25 protein-coding genes and 3 tRNA genes are annotated in these 24,009 nt (G+C 57.2%); 13 read left to right on the plus strand and 15 right to left on the minus strand.

What is annotated here, in order from left to right; translation table 11 throughout:
- The first annotated feature begins 59 nt into the window (after window positions 1-59).
- From CKALI_RS02710 to acpS, 5 genes are read left to right on the plus strand one after another with little or no spacing between them, the layout of a single operon-like run.
- Window positions 60-977 (plus strand): carbohydrate ABC transporter permease, encoded by a 918-nt coding sequence (locus tag CKALI_RS02710; protein WP_407643761.1) that lies wholly within the window; start codon window positions 60-62, stop codon window positions 975-977.
- Complete coding sequence (locus CKALI_RS02715; RefSeq protein WP_156191837.1) at window positions 974-1,825, plus strand: carbohydrate ABC transporter permease; 852 nt, start codon at window positions 974-976, stop codon at window positions 1,823-1,825. The genes CKALI_RS02710 and CKALI_RS02715 overlap by 4 nt, the downstream gene beginning before the upstream one ends.
- Before the next feature lie 29 nt (window positions 1,826-1,854).
- Window positions 1,855-3,174 carry an ABC transporter substrate-binding protein gene (locus CKALI_RS02720; protein ID WP_156191838.1) on the plus strand — a complete coding sequence of 440 codons (1,320 nt, stop codon included), beginning with the start codon at window positions 1,855-1,857 and terminating at the stop codon, window positions 3,172-3,174.
- A 12-nt stretch (window positions 3,175-3,186) separates the two neighbouring features.
- Window positions 3,187-4,272 carry an ABC transporter ATP-binding protein gene (locus CKALI_RS02725; RefSeq protein WP_156191839.1) on the plus strand — a complete coding sequence of 362 codons (1,086 nt, stop codon included), beginning with the start codon at window positions 3,187-3,189 and terminating at the stop codon, window positions 4,270-4,272.
- An 11-nt stretch (window positions 4,273-4,283) separates the two neighbouring features.
- Complete coding sequence (acpS, locus tag CKALI_RS02730) at window positions 4,284-4,655, plus strand: holo-ACP synthase AcpS (RefSeq protein WP_156191840.1); 372 nt, start codon at window positions 4,284-4,286, stop codon at window positions 4,653-4,655.
- On the opposite strand, the gene CKALI_RS02735 is transcribed toward acpS, so the two are convergent.
- Window positions 4,652-5,269 (minus strand): TetR/AcrR family transcriptional regulator, encoded by a 618-nt coding sequence (locus CKALI_RS02735; RefSeq protein WP_156191841.1) that lies wholly within the window; start codon window positions 5,267-5,269, stop codon window positions 4,652-4,654. The genes acpS and CKALI_RS02735 overlap by 4 nt on opposite strands.
- 3 nt (window positions 5,270-5,272) lie before the next feature.
- Window positions 5,273-5,752, minus strand: coding sequence for a thioredoxin-dependent thiol peroxidase (gene bcp / locus CKALI_RS02740; protein WP_156191842.1), 480 nt, complete (start codon window positions 5,750-5,752; stop codon window positions 5,273-5,275).
- A gap of 89 nt (window positions 5,753-5,841) precedes the next feature.
- Between bcp and CKALI_RS02745 the strand changes: the two genes are divergently transcribed.
- A complete protein-coding gene (locus CKALI_RS02745) occupies window positions 5,842-6,120 on the plus strand; it encodes a DUF3618 domain-containing protein (protein WP_156191843.1) in 279 nt (92 codons plus the stop codon).
- On the opposite strand, the gene CKALI_RS02750 is transcribed toward CKALI_RS02745, so the two are convergent.
- The 3 genes from CKALI_RS02750 to CKALI_RS02760 all read right to left on the minus strand — a co-directional run bounded on the left by CKALI_RS02750 (window position 6,121) and on the right by CKALI_RS02760 (window position 8,267).
- The gene (locus CKALI_RS02750) at window positions 6,121-6,687 is read right to left on the minus strand and encodes an isochorismatase family protein (protein WP_156191844.1); all 567 of its coding nucleotides are present in this window, start codon (window positions 6,685-6,687) and stop codon (window positions 6,121-6,123) included. It abuts the gene before it with no gap.
- 224 nt (window positions 6,688-6,911) lie between these two features.
- The gene (locus CKALI_RS12280; protein ID WP_156191845.1) at window positions 6,912-7,598 is read right to left on the minus strand and encodes a DUF4839 domain-containing protein; all 687 of its coding nucleotides are present in this window, start codon (window positions 7,596-7,598) and stop codon (window positions 6,912-6,914) included.
- Window positions 7,599-8,194: 596 nt separating this feature from the next.
- Window positions 8,195-8,267: transfer RNA gene (locus CKALI_RS02760), tRNA-Lys, on the minus strand.
- A gap of 248 nt (window positions 8,268-8,515) precedes the next feature.
- Here CKALI_RS02760 and CKALI_RS02765 point away from each other — a divergent pair.
- On the plus strand, window positions 8,516-9,658 hold the full coding sequence (locus CKALI_RS02765) for a L,D-transpeptidase (RefSeq protein WP_156193639.1): 1,143 nt from the start codon (window positions 8,516-8,518) through the stop codon (window positions 9,656-9,658).
- Window positions 9,659-9,664: 6 nt separating this feature from the next.
- Here CKALI_RS02765 and CKALI_RS02770 read toward each other — a convergent pair whose 3' ends face one another.
- From CKALI_RS02770 to cmrA, 4 genes are all read right to left on the minus strand, one after another.
- Window positions 9,665-10,339: a DUF305 domain-containing protein gene (locus tag CKALI_RS02770; protein WP_156191846.1), complete on the minus strand. Its 675-nt coding sequence runs from the start codon at window positions 10,337-10,339 to the stop codon at window positions 9,665-9,667.
- Window positions 10,340-10,607: 268 nt separating this feature from the next.
- Window positions 10,608-10,680, minus strand: a tRNA-His gene (locus CKALI_RS02775).
- Between the two features lie 52 nt (window positions 10,681-10,732).
- Window positions 10,733-11,365: an oligoribonuclease gene (gene orn, locus CKALI_RS02780; RefSeq protein ID WP_156191847.1), complete on the minus strand. Its 633-nt coding sequence runs from the start codon at window positions 11,363-11,365 to the stop codon at window positions 10,733-10,735.
- A complete protein-coding gene (gene cmrA, locus CKALI_RS02785) occupies window positions 11,365-12,168 on the minus strand; it encodes a mycolate reductase (RefSeq protein ID WP_156191848.1) in 804 nt (267 codons plus the stop codon). The genes orn and cmrA overlap by 1 nt, the downstream gene beginning before the upstream one ends.
- A gap of 107 nt (window positions 12,169-12,275) precedes the next feature.
- Here cmrA and CKALI_RS02790 point away from each other — a divergent pair, with 107 nt between their 5' ends.
- On the plus strand, window positions 12,276-13,040 hold the full coding sequence (locus CKALI_RS02790) for a DUF6882 domain-containing protein (RefSeq protein ID WP_156191849.1): 765 nt from the start codon (window positions 12,276-12,278) through the stop codon (window positions 13,038-13,040).
- Between the two features lie 9 nt (window positions 13,041-13,049).
- On the opposite strand, the gene CKALI_RS02795 is transcribed toward CKALI_RS02790, so the two are convergent.
- Window positions 13,050-13,123: transfer RNA gene (locus CKALI_RS02795), tRNA-Arg, on the minus strand.
- A 95-nt stretch (window positions 13,124-13,218) separates the two neighbouring features.
- Here CKALI_RS02795 and CKALI_RS02800 point away from each other — a divergent pair.
- The 5 genes from CKALI_RS02800 to CKALI_RS02820 all read left to right on the plus strand — a co-directional run bounded on the left by CKALI_RS02800 (window position 13,219) and on the right by CKALI_RS02820 (window position 18,858).
- Window positions 13,219-15,231: a cytochrome c oxidase assembly protein gene (locus tag CKALI_RS02800; RefSeq protein ID WP_156191850.1), complete on the plus strand. Its 2,013-nt coding sequence runs from the start codon at window positions 13,219-13,221 to the stop codon at window positions 15,229-15,231.
- A gap of 31 nt (window positions 15,232-15,262) precedes the next feature.
- Window positions 15,263-15,880 carry a single-stranded DNA-binding protein gene (locus tag CKALI_RS02805; protein ID WP_156191851.1) on the plus strand — a complete coding sequence of 206 codons (618 nt, stop codon included), beginning with the start codon at window positions 15,263-15,265 and terminating at the stop codon, window positions 15,878-15,880.
- 79 nt (window positions 15,881-15,959) lie between these two features.
- Window positions 15,960-17,630: an energy-dependent translational throttle protein EttA gene (gene ettA / locus CKALI_RS02810; protein WP_156191852.1), complete on the plus strand. Its 1,671-nt coding sequence runs from the start codon at window positions 15,960-15,962 to the stop codon at window positions 17,628-17,630.
- 161 nt (window positions 17,631-17,791) lie between these two features.
- On the plus strand, window positions 17,792-18,262 hold the full coding sequence (locus CKALI_RS02815; protein WP_156193640.1) for an acyl-CoA thioesterase: 471 nt from the start codon (window positions 17,792-17,794) through the stop codon (window positions 18,260-18,262).
- Window positions 18,259-18,858, plus strand: a complete 600-nt coding sequence (locus CKALI_RS02820; protein WP_156191853.1) for a hypothetical protein — start codon at window positions 18,259-18,261, stop codon at window positions 18,856-18,858. The genes CKALI_RS02815 and CKALI_RS02820 overlap by 4 nt, the downstream gene beginning before the upstream one ends.
- Here the strand turns inward: CKALI_RS02820 and CKALI_RS02825 are convergent.
- The 5 genes from CKALI_RS02825 to pepN form a co-directional block, all read right to left on the minus strand.
- Window positions 18,841-19,230, minus strand: a complete 390-nt coding sequence (locus CKALI_RS02825) for a globin (protein ID WP_156191854.1) — start codon at window positions 19,228-19,230, stop codon at window positions 18,841-18,843. The genes CKALI_RS02820 and CKALI_RS02825 overlap by 18 nt on opposite strands.
- Window positions 19,230-20,147 (minus strand): mechanosensitive ion channel family protein, encoded by a 918-nt coding sequence (locus CKALI_RS02830; protein WP_156191855.1) that lies wholly within the window; start codon window positions 20,145-20,147, stop codon window positions 19,230-19,232. Before CKALI_RS02830 ends, CKALI_RS02825 begins: the two co-directional genes overlap by 1 nt.
- Before the next feature lie 19 nt (window positions 20,148-20,166).
- Entirely contained in the window at window positions 20,167-20,655 is a 489-nt protein-coding gene (locus CKALI_RS02835; RefSeq protein WP_156191856.1) for a lipoprotein LpqH, read from the minus strand.
- 26 nt (window positions 20,656-20,681) lie between these two features.
- The gene (locus CKALI_RS02840) at window positions 20,682-21,317 is read right to left on the minus strand and encodes a lipoprotein LpqH (RefSeq protein WP_197079748.1); all 636 of its coding nucleotides are present in this window, start codon (window positions 21,315-21,317) and stop codon (window positions 20,682-20,684) included.
- Between the two features lie 81 nt (window positions 21,318-21,398).
- A complete protein-coding gene (gene pepN / locus CKALI_RS02845) occupies window positions 21,399-23,975 on the minus strand; it encodes an aminopeptidase N (RefSeq protein ID WP_156191858.1) in 2,577 nt (858 codons plus the stop codon).
- Window positions 23,976-24,009: the final 34 nt, after the last annotated feature.

Here is a 24,009-nt window from a genome sequence, read left to right on the forward strand (position 1 = left end):
GCCTGACTCTGTTCATGAAACCGTTATTCCTCCGTCATCAACATGTGTGAACATCAACAATCGTGACTGAATCGGTAAAGGATCTGCGCCGGAAAGCAGAAAAAGCCAAGCGCCGAGAGTGGTGGCTGGCAGCCCTGCTACTGGCGCCCAACCTGATCTTGCTGACGGTTTTCACCTACCGTCCGCTGATCGATAACATCCGACTGTCCTTCTACAACTGGAACATTTCCTCTCCGACATCCACCTTCATCGGCTTGGATAACTACAAGGAATGGTTCACGCGCGAGGACACTCGAACCATCATGTCCAACACCCTGATCTTCACCTTCTTCGCGGTGCTCGGATCGATGGTGCTGGGCTTGGCGCTAGCTATGGTGCTGGATCAGAAACTGAAAGGTCGCAACTTCACGCGTTCGGTGGTTTTCGCCCCATTCGCGATTTCCGGAGCCGCAATTGGTGTGGCATTCCAGTTCATTTTCGACCCGAACTACGGCCTCATCCAGGATCTGCTTGCCAGAATTGGACAGGATGCGCCTAACTTCTACGGTGAGCCGAAGTGGGCCATGTTCATGGTCACCTTTACCTTCGTGTGGAAGAACCTCGGCTACACCTTCGTCATTTACCTCGCTGCGATGCAAGGTCTGTCGAAGGACCTGGAAGAAGCCAGTGCGATCGACGGCGCGAACTGGTGGACCCGCTTCACCAAGGTCACGCTACCTCAGCTGCGTCCGACCACATTTTTCCTTTCCATCACAGTCACGCTCAACTCGGTGCAGGTCTTCGACATCATCAATGTCATGACCCGTGGTGGCCCTCAGGGCGACGGCACGATGACCCTGGTATTCCAGGTGTACGAGGAGACCTTCCGAAACTTCCGTGCCGGCTACGGCGCCACAGTAGCCACGATTCTGTTCCTGATTCTGCTGCTCATCACGCTGATTCAGGTCCGGTACATGGATAAGGAGAACGCACGATGATGGAAATTCATGGTGGATCCCCGGCTATGCGCGTCGGAAAGCGCGTTGCAGGTTACATTGCCATCGTCGCCATCTTGCTCTTCGTCGGACTGCCCCTGTTCTGGATTCTGATGACCTCGTTCAAGGAGCGCGGCGACATCTACACCCAGCCCGTAGCCTGGCTGCCGCCGAACTGGACCAACGGAAACTACGGCATTGCGACGACCGAAGTGCCGTACTGGCAGTACCTGCGGAACTCGGTGATCATTACGCTTGCACTGTGCGTGATCAAGGTTGTCCTTGGCACCTTGAGCGCTTACGCACTTGCGATCCTGCGCTTCCCGGGCCGTAACCTGGTATTTCTTGTAGTCATCTCGGCGTTGATGGTGCCGAGCGAAATTACGATTATTTCGAATTTCGCACTCGTGAACTCGATGGGTTGGCGCAACACCTTCCAGGGTGTGATCATCCCGCTGGCGGGCGTGGCATTCGGCACCTTCTTGATGCGCAACCACTTTATGTCGCTGCCATACGAGCTCATCGAGGCCGCCCAGATGGACGGCGCTGGCCCCATCAAGCTGCTGACTCGCGTGCTGCTCCCTATCTCGATGCCGACCCTCGTGGCGTTCACCGTGATTACCCTGGTCAACGAGTGGAACACCTACCTGTGGCCGTACATCATCACTGACACCGAAGCTGTCGCCCCGCTCCCAGTGGGCCTGACGATGCTGCAAAACAACGACGGTATGACCAACTGGGGTCCCGTTATGGCGGCGACCATCCTCACGATGATCCCGATCCTCATAATCTTCCTTGGTCTGCAGAAATACATGATCAAGGGGCTCACCACCGGCGCCGTCAAGGGCTAACCGGACCGTTTAACAAGGAGATAAGAACAATGAAGCGTCGTAATTTCCTCGCGCTGGCTGGCATTGGCGCCGCTGGTGCCACCCTGGCCGCTTGTGCTGGTACCTCGTCCACTTCCACCGACTCCAAGAAGTCCGACGGCGGCAAGGTCACTGAGCTCACCTGGTGGTCCAACCACCCAGGCAAGTCCAAGGACATCGAGACCGAGCTGATCAAGCGTTTCAACGAGAAGAACCCTGACATCAAGATCAACCTGATCGACGGTGGCAAGAACTACGAAGAACTCGCTCAGAAGTTCAACGCGGCTCTGACCGGTTCCGATCTTCCTGACATCATCGTGCTTTCCGACGTCTGGTGGTTCAACTTTGCCATCAACGGCCAGATCGCCAAGATGAATGAGCTGGCTAAGAAGGCCAACATCGACACCGCTTCTTACGTGCCTTCCCTCTACGCCGACTACGAGCTCAATGGCGCAAACTACGCCTTCCCATTCGCTCGTTCCACGCCACTGTTCTACTACAACAAGGACGTCTGGGCTAAGGCTGGCCTGCCAGAGCGCGGCCCTGAGACATGGGAAGAGATGGACGAGTGGGGCAAGAAGATCATGGCCGTTGTCGAGGGCAAGACCAAGGCCCACGGCTGGGGCAACGCCACTGATTACCTCGCTTGGACCTTCGAAGGCCCAATGTGGACCATGGGTGGCGCGTACTCCGACAAGTGGGATCTGAAGTTCAACACCCCAGAGACCGTCAAGTCCGTTGAGTGGCTCAAGTCCACCGTCGTTGGCCCAGACGCTTACGCTACCGTCTCCCAGGAAATCTCTGCTGACTTCTCCGCTGGTCTGGTTGCTTCTGCCATCATGTCCACCGGTGACCTCTCCGGCCTGAAGAAGAACGGCAAGGTCAACTTCGGTACTTCTCCACTGCCTAACCCTAAGGGCGACGGTGGTTGCCCAACCGGTGGCGCAGGTCTTGCAATTCCTTCCGGCATCTCCGAGGAGCGTCAGATCGCTGCTGCGAAGTTCATCGACTTCATCACCAACGCAGCTAACACTGCTTACTGGTCCCGCAACGTCGGCTACATGCCAGTGCGTACCACCGCGCAGGAAGATGCGGAGCAGAAGAAGTTCATGGCTGAGAACCCGAACTACAAGACCGCTGTTGACCAGCTGCCACAGACTCGCTCCCAGGATTACGCTCGCGTGTTCATCCCAGGTGCGGACACCAAGATCGGTGGCGCTTTCGAGTCCATCCTGATCGGCAACAAGGATCCGAAGGAAGAAATGGACAAGCTTCAGAAGGAAGTCCAGTCCATTTACGATGCTCAGGTCAAGCCTCAGCTGAAGAAGTAGGAAAACTAACCCATGGCAACTGTCACGTTTAACAATGTCAGCCGCATTTACCCGAAGGCGGATCGTCCGGCCGTCGATTCTCTGAATCTCGACATCGCCGATGGCGAGTTCATCTGCCTCGTCGGCCCATCCGGCTGTGGTAAATCCACCAGTCTGCGGATGCTCGCAGGCCTGGAGCCGACTGATCTGGGCAGCATTCACATCGGTGGTATGGATGCCACTGGTGTGGCCCCGCGTGACCGTGACGTTGCCATGGTGTTCCAAAACTACGCGCTTTACCCAAACATGACCGTGGCGCAGAACATGGGTTTTGCGCTGCAGAATTCGGGCGTGGCCAAGGCGGTCATTGCTGAAAAGGTCACCGAGGCCGCCCGAATTCTCCAACTTGAAGAATTCCTCGACCGCAAGCCTGCCAACCTTTCCGGTGGCCAGCGCCAGCGCGTCGCCATGGGCCGCGCCATCGTCCGTGACCCCAAGGTCTTCCTCATGGACGAACCGCTGTCCAACCTCGACGCTAAACTCCGCGTCTCCACCCGCTCCCAAATCTCCGCGTTGCAGCGCCGCCTGGGCACCACCACCGTGTACGTCACGCACGATCAGGTCGAGGCCATGACCATGGGCGACCGGGTAGCAGTGCTTAACGACGGCGTCCTGCAGCAATGCGCATCACCACGCGAAATCTACGATCACCCTGCCAACGCCTTCGTCGCCGGTTTCATCGGATCGCCTGCGATGAACATGTTCACCTTGCCGCTGACTGCTACGGGAGTGTCGCTGGGCACCTGGTCCACTCAGCTCACGCCTGCTCAGGACGTTCGTTCCGACGACGCAATCATCATGGGCGTTCGCCCCGAAGACTGGATCATCGGCACCTCTGGCCTGGAAGTCCGCGTAGAGCACGTGGAAGAACTCGGCCACGAATCCTACGGCTACTGCGTCCCAGTATCCGATTCCGTGGAAGCACACTCAGGCGAGATGTCTCGCATCGCCGTCCACGCCCCACACGCTCGTGGCATGAATATCGGCGACACCTTCTTCATTGAGCCACGACCAGAAACCGTTCACATGTTCTCCGTTGCTACGGGCCGGAGGATCTAAGCTGGTGCTCTATGAGTACCTTCGTCGGCATCGACCTCGTCCACATTCCAAGCTTCGGCGAACAGCTTGACCGGCCGGGAACGCGGTTCATCGACGTATTCCACCCGGTTGAGCTTCGGCGAGCTTTGACCAAACCCAACCGAGTCGAGCACCTCGCTGGATGCTGGGCGGCCAAGGAAGCCTTTGTTAAGGCATGGTCCCAGACGCTGTATGGGCAACCGCCGGTTGAGACTGAAATGATCTGGAATGAGATCTGCGTTGAACAAGATCAGTGGGGGCGGGTTCGCCTGCGCCAGGACTTCATTGACACTTCAGTCGAGATCTCTATCAGCCACGACGGCGACTACGCCACTGCCGTGTGCCTGGTCGAACTTGGCTCTTAAACTTGGGCGACGGCGAACAAGTAGGCCACGAGCATCCGCTTGATCTCAGCAACGGTGGCTTCGAAAGAATAGTCGTCTTCGCGGATGCCGTAGTTGAGCAGGGAAGTCACAGTGTGGATCAAAATTCCCGCGAGCCCCAATCGCATTTCCAAAGGTGCATGTGGAGCGAGCGGCACCATTGCTTCCGCGATAATGGAGAGCATTTCCTTTTCGGTGGCTGCTGCGGTCGCACGGGTAGCTGGGGTGGATTGCACGGCGTGCCAAACGGCGCGCCTGGAGGGATCCTCACGCCAGAGACCAGCAAGGTGGTCGATGAATTCGTCAAGGAAGTCTGGCCATTGGAGGGCAGGCACTCGGGTGGAAAAGGCCCTGAGCTCAGAGACAATGGCAGCAGTGTCTTCGCGATCAAGTTCGCAGATGAGAACATATTTATTGGCAAAGAACTGGTACAAAGTGCCGATGGGGACTTCGGCCCGTTTGGCTACTTCGTCGAAGGTGAATGACTCGAACCCGGCGTCGATAAGCACTGCCCGCGCGGATGCCAAAATACGGCCGTACTTTTCGCGGCTACGTTGCTGGGCGGGGCGACGCCGGGGGACGAGAATTTCCGACATGGTTTAAGCGGAAACTCCGAGTTCGCGGAGGACGCGGGCGACGTGGCCGGTGGCGCGGACATTGTAAAGGGCGAGGCCGATAGTGCCATCAGGCTCGATGAGGAAAGTGGAGCGGATGACGCCTTCCACGATCTTGCCGTAGTTCTTCTTCTCGCCGAACGCACCGTAGGCCTTGAGTACCTCGCGGTCGGGGTCGGAAAGGAGCGGGAAATTCAATGAGTGGTCAGTGCGAAACTTGGCCAATGCGGCAGGCTTGTCAGGGGAAATACCGACGACCTTGATGCCGACTTCATTGAGCGGGGCGAGGGAGTCGCGGAAATCGCAGGCTTCCTTGGTGCAGCCCGGGGTGTTGGCGCGTGGGTAGAAGAACAACAAGACGCGCTCACCGGAGAAATCGGCGAGGGAGACGGTGCTTCCTTCGTCGTCGGTCAATGTGAAAGCGGGAGCAGCATCCCCGGGGGTGAGTCGTGTAGCGTCGGTCATGAGTTCAAGCTTACCTGGGTGTCCTGCGCGTAGGGCGTTCGAGACGGTAGAGTTGAGCAAAGAAAACGGACCTTAAAAGGAGAGAACTCGTGGCACGCAACATTGATGACATTCAGCGCGATATCGAGCGCACCCGCCGTCAGCTCGCCAGCACCCTTGACCAGCTGGCCGATCGTAGCCGACCACAGACGCTGGTCAGCGACGCACAGCAGTCGGTAACCCAGAAGCTTCAGGACCCAAAGGTGCAGGCTGCCATCGGTGGAGCTGTCGCAGTTGTGGTCGCTCTCATTGGCCTTTCCGTATCCCGCTCCCGTCGCAAGAGCCGCGACCTGAAGGAAATCCAGCGCATGCTTGCTGAGCGCGGTTAATTAGATCAGCGTTACCCCGAGGCCCTCCAGCTCCTGGAGGGCCTTTTCGCCGCTCTGCTCCGCTACGGGTGCGATGTAGTCGGTCAGAACGCGCACGAGAAAGCCCTTTTCGACGCCATCGGCAGCCGTCGCGCGCACGCAATAATCCGTAGCGATTCCCACGACATCAATCGACGTGACCTGCTTCTCCAGGAGGTAGTCTTCCAGGCTTTGCCCCTCATGCTTGCCTTCGAAACCGGAATAGGCGGCCTCGTATTCGCCCTTCAGGAAGACCGCGTCAAAGGCGAAATCCATTAGGGAAGGGTGGAAGTCTGCACCATCGGACTCGGCGACACAGTGCACCGGCCAGGAATCGATAAAGTCGGGGTTGTCAGAGAAATGCGAACCCGGATCGATGTGCCAGTCTTTCGTCGCCAGGACGAGATCGTAATCGTGGGCGCCGGCAAGCATGGCAGCAATTCGCTTAGCGACGTTGCCACCTTCCACGGTAGCGAGGCTGCCACCGGGGCAGAAGTCGTTTTGAACGTCGACGACAATGAGGGCATGGCTTTCATGTGATTGAGTCATGCTTCCCAAGTGTAAAGATTTTTGGGGCGGGCATGAAAAAAGTCAGGGTGGAAATTTCTACCCTGACTGGATTGTGCGCCATGAAGGAATCGAACCCCGGAAAAGCGGAAAAGAATCTTGAGTCTATCCTCGACAACTCTGATCTTTTGTAAATTGCTGCTCGCTCGTTCAGTGATTGCGGGCTAATACGAGCGGCAGCCGGAAGTTTGCTGGCTCCTATGGAGTTAGCGGTACTTCGTCTCAGTTGGAGTGAGGAGAAATAGACAAATACCGTTATTGTCTTCGTATTTCTCGACTTCAGCCTTGATATGGACTTTGTCTCCTGCGCGTAAGTGGTCTGGAATGTTGTCGCCTTTCAGCTTCAAATCGTAGACGATGTTCTTGTCGCGGAATTGAAAAGAAGGGCCACCAACGAATACGTTCGCATCGTCTCCTTGAGACACTAGGATATTGAAGCGCGTTTTGTAATTCTTTGCAGGTGCCAGGGCTGCGATGACTCCATCAAACTCTACTTCACGCCCTTTAAAGTCTCTTGCAAACTCCTCAAAGAGCGGAGAACAATCGGCACGTTCGGTCATGATGGCAGCGAATCGAGGTGAATTCTGAATATTCAGTACTGCATGCGTGTCATCTTCTGCTGAAGGTAATGCTGGAGGTAGAGATTCCGGTGTTGTCGGATCTTCCGTCGACGTTGGCGATGGGTTTGAAGACGTTGATGTCGGGGAGCTTGAAGTCGGGGTGGGATTCTCAGCTGTTTTTGTCGGGGTCCTCGTGGAGACGAGTGATGAAAGTGGTGTGCTTGTAATGGTACTTGTCTGGTCCGCAGACTTATCCGGCATTGCTGGAAGCGCGCAACTCGCCAGTAGCCCAACAGACCCAATTAGTGCTGTCTTATACAATGTTCGGAGCATCTTGCCTCACTTGGTTTGGTAAACAAACTCGTTCTAAGTTCTTGTAATTTAGCAATAGGGATGATTTGTTTTGGAATTGAATCATATCTCGAAATTTGTCTGCAGGCCTGGCCTGTTGTTTTCGTAGTCGCAAATTTGTATTTCGAGAGTCATTTTGAACTCTTCGTAACTACTTACCATGAGATTTCGAAAATAATGCGATGTTTTCATGGATTAATAGTAATAGTCGGAAGTTAATGGTGAGACGTCTCAAAGGATGTGCTTATCTACACTCGTTGTGCGTTTCTTGAATCTCTAAAAGGATCGACTTATGAGCGGTTGTGACGATAAACCCTCCGCGTAGTGCGGTCGCGACACGCCTGGAGGGCATCTAGGGGTGTGGAAGCGGAGGCGAAGCAGCCGGGGCACGGTTCACTCGCAGGGGCCGATAGGCATTACGCGTTGCGGGCGAAGCGTGCGGGGGGCTTTACGGAAGTGCTGGACTCGTTCGCCCCGAATTCGTAAGTGGGGCATTAGTGGGGCACACTGTTGGGTGTGATCTGTTGGGGGTCAATGCAAAAAACACCGTCTGTACTGTGCAGACGGTGTTTGTTTTGTGCGCCATGAAGGAATCGAACCTTCAACCCTCTGATTAAGAGTCAGATGCTCTGCCAATTGAGCTAATGGCGCATTGTTGTCTAGAAGCCCTGGCCTCGTTGGCAACGAAGAAAAATATAACAGCTGTTGGGTGTGCAAGTAAAATCGGCAGGTCAGGGCAAGTTTTTCCGCCTTGAAAACGGTGGTTGCTTAATCGTTATCGATCTGTGGGGGGTTTGCTAACGAATTCGTGCCATCAAGGGATAGATTAAGAAGCTATTGGAAAAGGCTCGTGGGTTGTTGCGGAGGAAAAATTGAGAAAGTCCGTCGGTGTGGTAATCATTCCGTTGATTACGGCATTGTCACTGGTTGGGTGCACAATCGACCGGGGGACTGACGATCCGCAGGTTTTGCAGGAATCGAAGGTGGAGACCGTTGCCGTCGAGAAGCTGCCCCCAGTTGTCTCGGTGGAAGATGGTGCGAAGAGCGTCAGTCCTGCGGAGCCCGTGGTAGTGAAGGCGCTGGACGGCACGCTGTCTGAGGTCACGATGACTAATCAGGACGGCAAGGTCGTCAAGGGGGAGATGTCGGCGGATAAGAAGTCATGGTCCACCACGGAGGTGCTCGGGTACTACCGCACCTACACGGTGACGGCGACCGGCTCGAACGGTAGCGAAACCACGGCTAAGTTCGCCACGCAGAGCCCGGCTGGAACGGCTTTTGTGAATCTCTCGCCGTTTGAAGGCGCGAATGTCGGTGTTGGTCAAACGATTGGCATGCGTTTTTCGGTGCCAGTGCAGGATCGCAAGGCTGCGCAAGAAGCTATTACCATCACCACGGAACCCAAAGTAGAGGGCGCGTTCTACTGGCTCAATGATTATGAAGTGCGCTGGCGACCAGAGCAGTTCTGGGATCCGGGCACCAAGGTCACCGTTGACGCAAAGATTTATGGCGCAGACCTCGGTGGCGGCATCTACGGCAGCGAGGACAATTCCACCCACTTCACCATCAAGGGTGGGTACTCGGCGGTTATCGATGACAACACGAAGACGATGACGATTTACGACGGGGAAACCGTAGTCAACACGATGCCGGTGTCGTTGGGTTCGGATCGCTGGCCTACCCCGAGTGGCATCTACATGGTGGGTGATTCTTACCCAGAGATGGTGATGGATTCCACCTCATTTGGCCTGTCCATGGAAGATGGCGGATATAAGACACCGGTGAAGTACGCGACGCAGCTCAGTTACTCGGGTATCTTCGTCCATGGCGCTCCGTGGTCGGTGTGGGCACAGGGTAGCCAGAACACTTCACACGGCTGCGTAAATGTCTCTATCGAGAATGCCGCCTGGTTCCAGCAGAACTTCAAACGTGGTGATGTGGTCACCATCAAGAACACTGTCGGTGGGCCAATGTCCGGCTACGACGGGCTTGGTGACTGGAACATTCCTTGGTCCGAGTGGAGCAAGGGAAACGCCCACTAAAAACGCTTAAGGCATGGCCTCCGTAATGGAGGCCTTTTCCTTTTCTAGTTCGCTGATGACCAGCTCAGCAGTAGCCTTCACCTCCGGGTTAAAGCCCTCGGCCATGTGCTGCTTGGCCGACTCTGCAGCGCCCTTCAAATTGCCCAGCATCAGTTCCAAGAAACGCTTGTCCAGCTCGCCGTTGTTCAGCGCCCCGAGTTGATCAATGTCCGCTTCGGTGGGGATGTTCTGGGGGTTTGCCGGGAATATTGTTTCGGGATTGCTGACACCCCAGGCAGCGAGCATTTCCTTTTGCGCCATGAGGGAGGCTGAATGCTGTGATTTCGCGCGCGTAGCTACGTCTTTTCCTGCGGCAGAGATGGTCGGGTTTGCCAGGTAGAGTTCGGCAGCTTTCATGATGCGTTCACTCCTCACCACCGATTCCGCGACATAGCCAACGTCCGCATTGTTGTAATCAGTCTCCCGCGGCATGCTGTCCGGAACTGGCATGTCCGGGGTTTCCGGGATTGGAACCGTGGACGAAGGGGCCTGTACCTCCGTGGATCCTGCGGTGGTCGGCGATGGCGTGACCACCGTGATTGGCTTCGCACCGTTCACGGGGTCGGGCTGGGTGCCGCTGGTCGAGCATCCCGCGATCATCAGGATGGGGATCGTTGCTGTGGTCAGAGTCCTTTTCATCATTTACCTTCCCGTCTTGACTGCGAATGTACTTAAAACGGGCAACTGTTGGTACCAATAGTCGGCAAGATTCAGGGAACATGTAGGCAACTGCCAAGCACACGCTTTTCGACGCTCCGAGGTGCGCGGCCTAGTTTTAACCTGTGATTACCTGGGGAGCGGCGGTCATCGGCGGATGAAATGTTGCCAGAGCCATCGGATTTCATACCGGGTGGTAAATCAAAAAAAGAAATGCCCCGAACCGATTAAGGTCCGGGGCATTTCCCGTAGGGGTGGCTGACGGGACTCGAACCCGCGACACCCAGGATCACAACCTGGTGCTCTACCAGCTGAACTACAGCCACCATCGCTGCCTGAATTAAGCAGCGGAGTTCATATTAATGCAACGCGCGTAATTTACAAAAACCGCTGGTAGGCCTCGGTTGCTGCCTGGGCAGATTCGGCGACTTCTTCACTGCTTGGCCCCGGCTCGGCAACGAACACTGATCGGCGGTAGTAGTCGAGTTCGCGGATGGACTCAATGATGTCTGCCAGGGCGCGGTGTGCCATTCCCTTGTCCGGCTGCCCGAAGTACACCCGCGGGTACCAGCGACGTGCCAGCTCCTTTACTGAGGACACATCCACCATGCGGTAGTGCAGCGCTTCGTCCAGGCGTGGCATATATGCCTTGATGAAGGTCCGGTCAGTGGCGATCGAGTTGCCAGCAAGCGGTGCCGGGTGCTCAGGTGAGCAATGTTCGGCGATCAATGCCAACACAGCATCCTCGGCATCCTGCAGGGACAAGGTGGAGGTGCGGATGTCGTCGAGAAGCCCGTTGTTTGTGTGCATGTCCCGCACAAAATCGTCCATTTCTGCCAGCTCATCGTCGGTGGCATGGATGACGAGGTCAACGCCGTCGCCGAGAATGTTCAGGTTGGCGTCGGTGACGAGGGCTGCGATTTCCACGATGACGTGGCGAGCAGGATCCAGGCCGGTCATTTCGAGGTCGACCCAGACGAGACGATCGTTCTTCAAAGCTACTGGTTCCATTACTGACCCATCTTCTTGTAGAAGCCGCCGATGATCGGTGCGACCAAACGCGTCGGGCCAACGTTGGTGGCTACTTCCATGAGCTTGGCCAGCGGGCCTGGCACAACGCGACGCTTGCCTGCGGCCATGGCCTCCAGGGTTTCGCGGGAGCAGGACTCGTAGGTGGTCCAGACGGCATCAGGGACCACGCGGTCGACGATCGTCTTCTCCGCATCCGGGACGACGGCCTCGCGGACCGGGCCAGGGGCGAGCAGGGTGCAAGTGACACCGGACCCGCGCAGTTCGTAGTGCAGTGCCTCGGTGAACTTGTTCAAGCCTGACTTGGTGAAGATGTAGGTCGCGTTGTTCGGGATCACCATGTCGCCGGCGAGGGAGCCAACATTGCAGATCGCTCCTGACTTGCGAGGAAGCATCTGATCCAGTGCTGCGCGAGTGAGCTCGAAGCAGGCGGTGGCGTTGAGGTGGAACTGGTTGAGCTCGTAATCCCAGTCTTGCTCCATGAAAGCGCCGAAGGAGGCGATGCCGGCGGAATTGATCAGGATATTGATCTCTTGGTTCTTCATGTGTTCGATGAGCAGGCGACGGGCATGGTGTTCTGCCAGGTCGCATACGTAAATGTCGGCAATGATGCCGTACTTTTCTTGCAGCTCTGTGGCGAAGGCCTGCAGTACGTCTTCGCGACGCGCCACGAGGATTAGGTTATGGCCCATGTCTGCCAGATCGCGGGCCATGGCCATGCCGATGCCTTGGCTCGCGCCGGTGACGAGTGCTCGGGCGTTGGGACTGGGCTGGGGAAGTGCCATGGTTCTCCTTGATAGATCGATGTGCGCTCAAGTTTAGCCGGGCAGCGGAGAAAGGCCGTCCCAAAGCTGCTCTGCGGGACCAATTTTCGGACGGTAATCTCACTGGCATGATCCCCGAGATTCGTAGAGTTGGTCAGCACGCAGTCCTCGTCGCTACGGCGCAGCAGGAGATCTTCGGCGACTTCATCGAGTCGATCACCGGTCCCGAGTACGAGTGGGCCTTCGACCGCGGCGTCCTCACTTTTGAATCTGATCAGGGCTGGCTGAAGTGCGATACCTATCCGGTGGCCTCGATTGCAGTGGAACCGGCGACGGTGTTGTGGCGCTGGCAGCCAATGTCGGAGGAGGAAGCCACCTACTTCCGAGGCGACGCGGTGGCGGGCTATCGCCATCAACTTCGGACTTTCAGCCAGCCGGAGGTGCCTTATGAGTCTGGCCAGGATCAGGTGGCAACCATCGCCCAAGTTGGTCATGACATCATCGCTGCCGGTTACGAAATCTTCGGACTAGGTTCCGTGTTTTACCAAGCGCGCTTCAACGCCGCCGGTTCCCGGCTTGTGTGGGCGCTGGCCAATTTCCGCACGGCCGGTGGTCCGGTGGAGGTGCCCCGCCCGATGCTTCACGACGTCCTCGTCAAAGCCCCACGCCTGCTCGACAGCGCTGACGACTTCCAATGGTCACTATCGGGAGTTGCGCAGTTCTTCACGGGCGTGAAATGCGTCATGGAACGGTTTATCCCGGAGCGCCGACATGTCGCTACCTTCACCGAGCCAAATGGAACTGAGCATTCAGTCGATGTCACGCTCACGGAGCACGGGCATGTTGAGTACGTGAAGATGAGCATCGGGCCACTTGGTGACAGTAAAGCGTAAAAGAAAATGTCCCCCCTGCAGGATTCGAACCTGCGACCTTACGGGTAGAAGCCGTCTGCTCTGATCCGCTGAGCTAAGGGGGGTTGTCCGTATAAGAACTGTAGGAAACTTTACCGCACCAGCTACCGACCCCTGCAAATTAGGTGAGCCCCACTGATAGCGGGATAGGGTAGAAGCCATGACGAGTAAGTATCGGGACTCGAAGCTGCTTTATGTGCTGTTCGCGGTCGTTGCAGGTGTAGTGGGCGCTGTTATCTCCTGGGTCTTCTTGGGTGAGTCGCTCGCTGCGCTCGGTATCCCTGATCCGGGTCCGCTGACCACGGCTGGCTTGCCTTTCCTTAGGTCTGCTGGACTCATGGTGGCTGCGCTGGCGGTGGGTTCGTTTATGTCGGCGGCGTTTTTTATCAAGCCACAGACCAATGATCTCCGAACGACGAGTTTGAGCGCGGACGGCTCCGTAGCTGCAAAGACTGGTGCGATTTCAAGCCTGGTGTTTGCGGTGATTGCGCAGCTCATGGTGCCGATGTATTTGTCGGACGTGTCGGGCTCGCCTTTGCTGAACACGATTAATCCAGCCGAGTGGCCGCGCGCGTTGGAGCTCGTATCCACCTCGCTGGCCTGGCAGGTCACGGCAGCTTTCGCTTTCGTCACCGGCATCGGTGCGCTGACTACCTACCGTTGGATCATGCAGCCGGTGTGGCTGGTGGGAGCGCTGCTCTCCGTTATTCCGCTCGGTATGGAGGGCCACTCTGCGACGGGTGGCGATCACGACTACGGTACGAACTCCTACCTGTGGCACCTGGTTTTCATGATGTTGTGGGTCGGCGGGCTGATGGCTCTCATTGCCCATGGGCGTCGAAAAGGCCCGGACCTGGATGTTTCCGTCCGCAGGTATTCACACGTGGCGCTGGTGTCGGTGGTGGTGATGGCGGTGTCGGGTTTGATCAACACCTCGATCCGCATGCACTGGACTGACCTGTTGACTACGGGTTATGGTCTGCTGATTCTGTCGAAGACGATTGGTGTGATCGTGCTGGGGCTATTCGGTTTCGTGCACCGACAGCTGACCATCCCGCAATTGGGAACGAAGCCTGGAGCGTTCTCCCGGATCGCGATTGTGGAAGTGCTGTTTATGGGAGCGATCACTGGCGTGGCTATTTCGCTCGGCCGGACGCCGCCACCGCCGCCGCGCAACGTGGACCTCAATACGATGGACATCGAGCTCGGCTACAAGCTGTACCAAGAGCCGACGATCTGGAACGTATGGACCATGTGGCGCTTCGATATTCTCTTCGGCGCCGCCGCCATCATCTTCGCCGCAGCCTACCTGTGGGCGGTGTACCGCGTGCACAAGAATGGCGAGAAATGGCCACTGGTGAACACGTTCTGGTTCCTCCTCGGTTGCCTGGTTCTGCTACTCACGGTGTGCTCGGGTATCGGCTTGAATATGCCAGCCACCTTCTCCATGCACATGGTCGGCCACATGATTTTGTCCATGGGTGTGCCGATCGGCTGGGTGCTCGGCGGGCCGGTCACCTTGTTCCTCAAGGCTCTCAAACCAAGTCCGGATTTCCCGGGACCGCGTGAGTGGCTCGAGGTAGCGGTGGATAACCCGTGGTTGCGTGTCCTGATGAACCCCGCCTTGAACACGATCCAGTTCGTGGTGTTCTTCTACATCCTCTACATCACGCCGCTTTACGAGATCATGATCGATGAGCACGCCGGTCACGTCATCATGAACGTGGTCTTCCTCTGGTCGGGCTCGCTGTACTACTGGGACCTGATCGGCATCGATAAGACTCCGGTCAAACACAGTCCAATGTCCAAGCTCGGCTGGCTGACCTTCTCTATGCCGTTCCACCTTTTCTTCGGTGTGTACCTGATGATGAATTCCATCATCCTCGGCGAGGAGTTCTACTCGAACCTCGGCTTGCCGTGGAACGTGGATTTGCTTCACGACCAAATGGTTGGCGGCGGCATTTCCTGGGGCTCTGGCCAGTTCCCGCTGCTCATCGTGTGGGCGTACCTCATCTGGGAGTGGTTCGTCGATGACCGTCGCACCACTGCAGTCCAGGAAGCCAACGTGCAGGAAGTCAAGGACGATCTCGACCTCTACAACGCGCAACTGGGAGCTTTCCAAAAGGGTAAGAATCCCCACGATGACTACTACGGCGCAACCTTCGATCGCTAGCATCTGTGGATAACTAGAGTTATCCACAGCCTTGGCTGCACGCTTCTCGACGCACACAGCCGTCTTGCGCCATGCTGACCCCGTATCGATCCGATACATCTTCGATCAAACTATGGGGGAAGAATTGGCTCAACACAGTATTACTATCACTGGTAACATCATCAACGATCCCACCTTCCGTGAATGGGAGGACAAGGCGGTCTATCGCATGCGAGTGGCAGCTTCGCGCGCTTCTCGCGATGAGCAAGGCACTTGGACGAACTACGACCAGCTGTTCATCAGCGTGGAATGCTGGGGTGACCTGGCCCGCAACTGCAAACTCTCTTTGCATCGCAACGTCGCGGTAATGGTGACTGGCAACTTGGTCACCCACGAGTGGAAAGACCAAGACGGCAACAGTCAGTCGCGAATCGTGCTGAAGGCAACTCATATCGGCGTCGATCTTGGCCGATACGTGGTGCGCCCGATGCGCGCGAGCGAGCTGGATCCGCTCAAGCAGCTGGAGCAGAAGCACGCTGAAGCTGACGCACCTGATAAGGCAACCACTGAAGCTCCTTCCGAGGGGCGAGTAGATGAGGTTATCGCCGAGCACGAGAAGGAATTGGTGACTGCAGGGGCAGGGGAGGAGGGCGGAGTCCCTCCTTTCTAACCGGTGAGAGTCGAAGCTCGGGGCGGTCATGTACCCTTTAGGTGACTAAATCTTTGTTTTACCTACTAAAGGGGCAATCTTGGGCGAGTTCATCTACACGATGAAGAATGTGCGTAAAGCACACGGAGACAAGGTCATTCTGGATAACGTCACCATGGCGTTCTACCCAGGTGCCAAGATCGGCGTCGTGGGTCCGAACGGCGCTGGTAAGTCGTCGATCCTGAAGATCATGGCCGGAATTGACCAGCCTTCCAACGGCGAAGCATTCCTCGATCCAGGCGCCACCGTCGGCATCCTGTTGCAGGAGCCACCTCTCAACGAGGAAAAGACGGTCCGCGAGAACGTGGAAGAGGGTCTGGGGGAGATCTTCGAGAAGAAGCAGCGCTTCGAGGCCATCGCTGAAGAAATGGCCACCAACTACACCGATGAGCTCATGGAAGAGATGGGCAAGCTGCAGGAAGAGCTCGACGCAGCCGATGCTTGGGAGATCGACTCCAAGATCGAACAGGCAATGGAGGCTCTGCGCTGCCCACCTTCCGACTCGCCGGTAACCAACCTCTCCGGTGGTGAACGTCGTCGTGTTGCATTGGCCAAGCTCCTGCTTTCCGAGCCTGACCTCCTGCTGCTCGACGAGCCTACTAACCACCTGGATGCCGAGTCCGTGCTGTGGCTGGAGAAGCACCTTGCTGACTACAAGGGCGCCGTCCTTGCCGTCACACACGACCGCTACTTCCTCGATCACGTAGCCCAGTGGATCTGTGAAGTTGACCGCGGCAAGCTGTACCCATACGAAGGCAACTACTCCACCTACCTGGAGAAGAAGGCTGAGCGTCTCGAGGTCACCGGCAAGAAGGACCAGAAGCTGCAGAAGCGCCTGAAGGAAGAACTCGCTTGGGTTCGCTCCGGTGCGAAGGCTCGCCAGGCCAAGAACAAGGCTCGTCTGGACCGCTACGAGGAAATGGCTGCCGAGGCCGAGCAGTTCAAGAAGCTCGATTTTGAAGAAATCCAGATCCCAACCCCGCCACGACTGGGTAACCAGGTGGTGGAGGTCAAGGACCTGGAAAAGGGATTCGACGGCCGTGTGCTGATCAAGGATCTGTCATTCACCCTGCCACGTAACGGCATTGTTGGCGTGATTGGTCCGAACGGTGTGGGTAAGTCCACCCTGTTCAAGACCATCGTTGGTCTCGAGCAGCCAGATGCTGGCGAAGTGAAGGTCGGGCAGACTGTCAAGCTGTCTTACGTTGACCAGAACCGCGAGAACATTGATCCAGAAAAGACCGTGTGGGAAGTTGTTTCCGACGGCCTGGACTACATCATTGTTGGCCAGAACGAAATGCCATCCCGCGCGTACCTGTCCGCTTTCGGCTTCAAGGGTCCGGATCAGCAAAAGCCTTCCAAGGTTCTCTCCGGTGGTGAGCGTAACCGCCTGAACCTCGCGCTGACCCTCAAGCAGGGTGGCAACCTGATCCTCCTGGACGAGCCGACAAACGACCTGGACGTGGAAACCCTGTCCTCCCTGGAAAATGCACTGCAGAACTTCCCAGGTTGCGCCGTGGTCATCTCGCACGACCGTTGGTTCCTGGACCGCACCTGTACCCACATCCTCGCGTGGGAAGGTAACGTCGCCGAAGGTCAGTGGTTCTGGTTCGAAGGAAACTTCGAAGACTACGAAAAGAACAAGGTTGACCGCCTCGGTGCCGAAGCTGCACGCCCATCGCGTGTGACGCACCGCAAGCTGACACGCTAGCCGACGCACAATAGAAAGAGGACACCCGCTACGGTGTCCTCTTTTTGCGTGTCTGCCGCTACCCCATAAAGTTTCCCCCTAAAAACTATTACCTTCGACACTGGGGCACAAAAGTAGTTAGGCTAGATGTGTTAAAACACGTCGAACTCTCGGAGGTTGAGATGGCCGAAACCCACAGTCGATTGACCGGTGGACCGATCCACATTACGAAGATTCCGGTGCGCTGGGGCGATTTCGATCGATTCGGCCACATCAACAATGCGTCGTACATCGAGCTGGCTCAAGAAGCCCGCGCGGTATTCGCGATGGAGGAGTTTGTGGAGCGTGGCCATGCGATGCCGGCCGCGTTCGTGCGTTCCATGAAGATCGATTACCTGAGCGCAATCATGCCGGACACGATGGAAGTGATCGTGGAGACCCAGGTAGTACGCATTGGCAATACTTCCTTCACCACGGTGCAGAACCTGAAGGATCGCCACGGTGCGTTGGCCTGTGTGGTTGAGTGCGTGCAGATCACGGTTGACCTGAATACTGGTAAGCCGCGTTCCCTTGCCGAGCACGAGCGCAAGGTCCTCGCGAGTGTGTCCGCTCCAGACGCAGCTCTTGCTGTCGGCAGCAACGATCAGGAATGAGCCTGACCATCACTAGCGGCGAGCAGGGACTGCACGCCCTGCTCTCTCGTGCAGTCGCGCTCGATGAGCACGCTCTTGTTCGCCTGCAAACTAGTGGCGAAACCATCGATGTCTTTGTCACCACCCCGTTTGAGGTCCTTGCTTCCCGCCGCGTCACGGGCATGCTTAGCGACGCCCCCGAGGTGTTCTACGCCCGCGACCTGCTAGGCGAGCCATCTGCAAGGGCTGCATTGGCCGCCTGGCCCGGTGCGCTGCCACCCAAGGACGGGTACCAAGAACTAGACATCATTCCAGTGGACGTGGTGCGCGAGCTCGCCGACCAAGGCCGCGACCTCGCCCGGCAGTTTTCCGGACCGCTCGGCCCACCGAAGTCATTGCTGGATCAAACCGTCCTCGAAGTCAGCAACGGCTCCCAGCAGGCGAGCGTGACCATGCGCGCGATCTTCACTTGTACGTCGCTGGGGCTCATCCCGGGTATTGGATCGCATCCAGAGATCCCACGGCACCTGCGAGTTTCTAAAGCCGGCCGGTGGACGCGAATTGACGCGCCCTTTGGCTCGGTCTACCAAAGTCAGGGACTATCCCTGCTGGTCTAGCCGGTTAATGAGCATGTCGGCCACCCGCACCATGTGATCCCACATGGCAGCGCGGTGTGCGTCATCGAGTTCCGATTCTGGAATCGTGTCCAGCGCTTCTTGCATAATCCCCAGCCAGCGCTGCGCCTCTGGCACGCCAATAGAAAAGTGGGCGTGGCGCATCCGGAGGCGGGGATGCCCGCGATTCTCGGAGAAAGTTTGCGGGCCACCCCAGTATTGGGAAAGGAACCACTTCAAGCGATCCTCGGCGCCATCCCAGTCATCGTCCGGGTACATCGGACCGATGAGATCATCCTCGCGCATCCGACGATAAAACTCAGATACCAGCTTGTTAAAGGTGGCTTCTCCGCCGACCTCGTCGTAAAACGTCATTAACTGTCGCTTTCGGAATCGTTGAATGGGCGTCGATAAGCATAGGGTGGCTTGATACCTGCCTTGCTCAGCGACGGGATGACGCGAGCCAGCATCTCACGCTGGACATACCACTGCTTTCCGGGCTTGGTCTTCATGTGGACCCGGATGGTCATGTGGTCCACCTTAACGGAATTGACTCCGTCAAGGATTGGAGGTTCGAGGATCTCGGCCTTGATGTCATCGTCGTTGGCAACGGCGGTAGCAGCCGCAAGAATCGCGTCCTTAGCTACCTTGATGTCGTTGTCCATCGCGATCGGCACATCGACGCGGGCGATGGCGTAGCCCTGGCTAAAGTTGCCGATGCGCAGGATCTCGCCGTTGCGGACAAACCAGAGCGTGCCGTCAATATCGCGGAGAGTGGTAAGCCGGAGGCTGACGTCTTCCACAGTTCCGGAGAGCTCGCCGACATCGATGGTGTCGCCGACGCCGTATTGGTCCTCGATGAGCATGAAAATGCCCGAGAGAAAGTCCTTGACCAGGGATTGCGCGCCAAAGCCCAACGCAACACCCACGACGCCGGCGGAGGCGATAATCGGGGCGACGTTCACGCCGATCTGATCAAGGATCGCGACGATGGCCCACAGCCAAACAAACAGCGACAGCGCCGAGTTGATGACCGATCCGAGTGTGCGGATGCGTGCTTCACGACGCGGATCAGGTGTGCTGACCTCGCCCTTTTCGCCCGGGCGCAGCGGTCCGAGTGCAGGCAAGCGTGGGGGAGTGTTAATCATGTGCCGGACGACACGCTTGACGACGTGCCGCAGCGCCCAATTAGCAATTGCCGCGAGGATGAGGATCAGCGCAATTTGAATCGGCCTATCGACCAACCATCGTTGCGTGTCGGGATTATTCCACCAATTTTCTAGAAGTGTCACCGGTTCAGGCTAGCGCACTTTAGGGGCACGCCACGGAGACCACGAACGTCATCGGGAGCAGCTGGCTTTTCCCGCTGAGCATGCGCGTTCCTTCGGCTTGACCGGAAACCGTGAGGATTCCGTTTTCGTGAGTGACTTGAACCGGGACGGTGTATTCCGTGAACTCCACAGAATCCTCCGCGTCGGCGATAGACAACGCCCGAACGCCGCGACCGTCCATGATGAAGCTTGCTGCATTTTTCGACGGCATATCGCCGATAATGACGGTTCGCGTCTCGCCGAAGGTAGAGCACACTGCGTGTGTTCCAGCGGGAAGGATTTGATATCCATTCAGATATGCCGATCCGGTTGATTCCTGCTGTTGGGTTGCATTGTGTGGAATCGCCGACGCTGTTGCTTGGCTTGCCTCTTCCTGATTCCCGGTTGCCTCCTGCTTTGTGCAGCCGGAAAGAGCGCAGCTGAGGGCTATTCCGGTGGCAATGATTCGGGTGAAAGTGGACGTCGTCATGCTGAACAGCTTATCGTGCTGACCCCTTAGGGACAGGTAACGGTCGCTTCAATCTTCTTTTTCACCGGCGCTTCCTTTTGCCTGGAATCCTGGAAGTCTGCTTCACCGGTGAACGTGTAGGTGTTTCCGGACTTGGTCATTTTCACGCTGTCTGGGCTCAGCTCGTTGCTGCCGCGCATGGTGCCCTTTTGCATGGCCAGCATTTCGAGCTCGCCATTTTTTAGAACTGCGCCGAAGAAGCTGCCAGGGCGGTCGGAGTATTCGATGCCCTTGGAATTGACACCTACTCCGTATTCATCGCCTGATTTCGCACAGATGACGTCGAAGCCCTCGCGAACGAAAGTTTCTCCGTCGACTTTCACCGAGTACGTTCCCTTGCCGGCGGATTTGGTGACCTCAACTTCCTCTGACTCCTTTGTTGAAGTTGCGGGAGTCGACTTAGGGCTGGACTTCGGCGTAGTGGTTTTTGGGGCACTCGTGCTGGTGGACGAAGAACTGGTTATGGGAGTTTCAGGCGCGGCCTCAGCTTGTGTGGACTGCGCAACGCTGAGATCTTCTTTTGCTGCTTCGGTGAAACCTTGAACAAAGGAATCTGCCATGCCGCAACCAGTCAAAGAAACGCACAGCGTGGCAACGGTGGCAACCTTCAAGAACGTCTTCACAACAATCATCTCCTATGAACTCTAAGTTTTTGGTGTTCGTCTCTTAGAGTTCATAGGAGTCTTAATTGTTCCCGCCGCGTTTTAGGAAGCGTCTACCCCGCGGTTTCGCAGAGCTCGAGCGATGCGATCGCGGTTTTCGGATACCAGACGCACGAGGCCCGCAGCATGATCGCCAGCCAGGAACTCGTCAGCTCGCTTGAGCCCGGCTTCCGAAATGTCCCACGCTGGGAAAACACCATTGAGCGTGGCCAGTGCTATCTCCGAGGTGGCATCAGCCCAGAACTGGTCGGCCAACTCGTAGTAGCGCTGGTTGAACTGGGCGAGGTTCTCAGCCGCGCCAGCAAAGGTCAGGCCCTCAATCTTGTGGCGAGATGCGAGATTGGACAGGCCACGAGATACCTCGGTGACCTCGTCGAAGATGCTCTTCTTGTGCGCTTCAGTGTTGATAGCTGCTTCGGCGCGCCATGCGGAGTTCTGCCCAGAGGCGGACTTGTCTCGCTCCAGTTCTTGTGTGATAGCCGAGTCCGGATCCTCGATCTGGCCTGCAGCAATCAGGGCAGTCAGTGCCCACCAGCGCAGGTCGGCATCAATGAGGAGACCAGCCGGTGCCTGACCGTTCAGGATGCCCTGGAAGTAGTCCAGCGCCGCTTCGTTCGGGCGAACCTTGGCCAATGCCTGCGCGAAAGCGAGCTGGAAGTCCGAACCCGGCGTGGCGGAGTTCAGTCCAGAGAGCAACAGGTGTGCGAGCTGGTCGCGACCTGTTTCGGCTGCCCACGTTGGATCTGCGTAAGAGGCCACGGCAGTGGTTGCCTGCATCAAGATGCGCTCGAGGACGGCGATTTCCGTCTCCGAGGATGCGCCAGCGGCTACGAGGGAAAGGAAGTCACGTGCTTTCATCTGTCCGGCGCGGGTCATCTCCCACGCGGCGGACCAACAGAGAGTGCGTGCCATTGGGTCGTCGATAAGCGCGATGTTCTCGGTGACGAAAGCCAGTGACGCAGGGTCGAGGCTCATGAGGCAGTAGGTGAGGTCATCATCGTTGACCAGCACCAGGTCAGCTGCAGGCTTGCCGACGAGCTCAGCCACGTCCGTCGATTCGCCCTCGATGTCGAGTTCGACGCGATCGGTGCGGATCACGCGGCCGTCGACAAGCGAGTAGAGGCCGACGGCGATGCGGTGGGTACGCAGCTCACCCGCGCCGGGCTGAGCGCCCTCCTGCTTGACTGCGAAAGTTTCGTACACCCCGTCTTGCACGGTGAAACTAGGGGAGAGGGTATTGATGCCGGTGGTCTTGAGCCACTGGTCGGCCCAGGTTGATAGGTCGCGGCCAGAAGCTTCCTCGAAGGCGCCGAGCAAGTCATTAAACGTGGCGTTGCCGAAGGCGTGGCGAGCAAAATGGCGTCGCACGCCTGCGAGGAAAGCCTCTCGACCCACATATGCCTGCAGCTGCTTGAGTACCGACGAACCCTTGGCGTAGGTGATGCCATCGAAGTTCTGCTCGACAGTTTCGATGTCAGTGGCATCAGCGAAGACCGGGTGCGTCGAAGGGAGCTGGTCCTGCTGGTAGGCCCAGGACTTTTCCACGTTGGCGAAGGTGACCCAGGCGGTGTCGTACTCGGTTTCCTCGGCCTGGGAAATGGCTGCTGACCAGGTGGCGAATGATTCGTTGAGCCACAGATCATCCCACCACTGCATGGTGACGAGGTCGCCGAACCACATGTGCGCCATCTCATGCAGGATCGTGTCTGCCCGGCGCTCGTATCGGTAGCGGGTCACCTTAGAGGTGAAGACGTATTCGTCGCGGAACGTCACGCAACCAGCGTTTTCCATCGCGCCCATGTTGAACTCTGGGACGAAGAGCTGGTCGTACTTGCCAAATGGATAGGCGTAGCCGAAGTTGCGGTGATACCAGTCAAAACCCTGCTTGGTTTCGGTGAACAAGCGGTCCGCATCTAAAGACGAAGCGATGGACGCGCGGCAGTAGATCCCCAGCGGAATCTCCAGCTCGTGTGGTTGATCGGCAGGGGTTTCTGCGTGGTGAGTGAGCTCGCCCTTCCAGGTGTCTTTGACCTCGTGGTATGGGCCGGCGCACACAGCAACAAGATAGGTGGACAGCTGGTAATCCACCTCCGCGGTGTGCCTAGCGAATTCGCCTTCCGCCGTGACCGTGGTGGCGGCGTTGGTGATGAGCTTCCACTCCTTTGGGGTCAGCGCGCTGATCCGATAAGTCGCTTTGAGATCCGGCTGGTCGAAGCAGGCAAACATGCGTTTCGCATCCGCCGTCTCAAACTGCGTGTACAGGTACGGCTGGTCATCTGCTGGATCAACAAAGCGGTGCAGGCCCTGGCCGGTGTGGGAGTACGGGATGGTGGCATCCACGACCAACGTGTACTCGCCTGGCTGCAGGTTGGTCAGCGCCAAACCCGTCTCCGGGGAGTAATCTGCCGCGTAGTCCGCGCCGTTGAGGGTGGCTTTGACGCGATCTGCGCGCAGGTCGATGAAGGTGTCACCCGGCTGGCGTACCTCGAACGAAACTGTAGTGACAGATTCAAAGGTGTCATCCGTCTTTGTCAGGTCCAGTTCGATGTCGTAATGGCTAACTTTGAGCAGCTCAGCACGGTGGTTGGCCTCTGCGCGGGTCAAATTGATAGAAGTCATGGTTCCCTTTCTTCTAGAATCGAAATCCAATCTA

This window comes from Corynebacterium kalinowskii, assembly GCF_009734385.1.
In the GTDB taxonomy this organism is placed as follows: Bacteria; Actinomycetota; Actinomycetes; order Mycobacteriales; family Mycobacteriaceae; genus Corynebacterium; species Corynebacterium kalinowskii.